Source organism: Vibrio sp. 10N.222.48.A3 (assembly GCF_041475345.1).
GTDB lineage: Bacteria > Pseudomonadota > Gammaproteobacteria > Enterobacterales > Vibrionaceae > Vibrio > Vibrio tasmaniensis_A.
Genome location: NZ_JBFRVX010001484.1, coordinates 1 through 508, shown reverse-complemented (window position 1 = coordinate 508; position 508 = coordinate 1). Strand labels below are relative to the sequence as shown.

General features: G+C 41.7%; 1 protein-coding gene. It reads right to left on the bottom strand.

Annotated elements, in window-relative coordinates; genetic code table 11:
* Positions 1–227 precede the first annotated feature (227 nt).
* Positions 228–508: STAS-like domain-containing protein (locus tag AB4653_RS27285; protein WP_372105803.1), on the bottom strand; the 281-nt coding region annotated here is incomplete at its 5' end.

Genomic DNA, 508 nt, shown 5'->3' with positions numbered 1-508 from the left:
TAGTATTTGGCCTATGGGAAACCCTACGCAATGAGTTTAAGTAATGGCAGAGTATCAAACAATAATTGTTGCCGTTGTTAGTGCCTTGTCTAGTGAGGTGGGGGAGGTATTACACTTAAAACCGATGTTAAGTGGCTGCGCTTAATGATGGAAAAGATGGATGAGCGTTTGACGTATCTAGAACAAAAAAGCCCCTGAAAAGGGGCTTTTTTGTTGGTAATGTATATTTAAGCCATAGCGACATTCTCTGCAGTCTCAAAGGGCTTTTTTCGCTCAATTTCTCTACGTTGAATAACTTTAGCTATGCTTCTCAGGATGCTTTCTTTAGCGTTCAGAATAGTCACTTGTTTTACGAAGGCATCAAGACCATGCTTGGCCACTAATACGCCGAAAAGCTCATCGGAATATGATTCAGATATGGAGTTGACGGACTCTAGATCTACTTCAACTGCATCGCCAAACAGTATTGCTTCTTCAAGAGCCTTACGTTCTACCGAGGCTGTTCTTC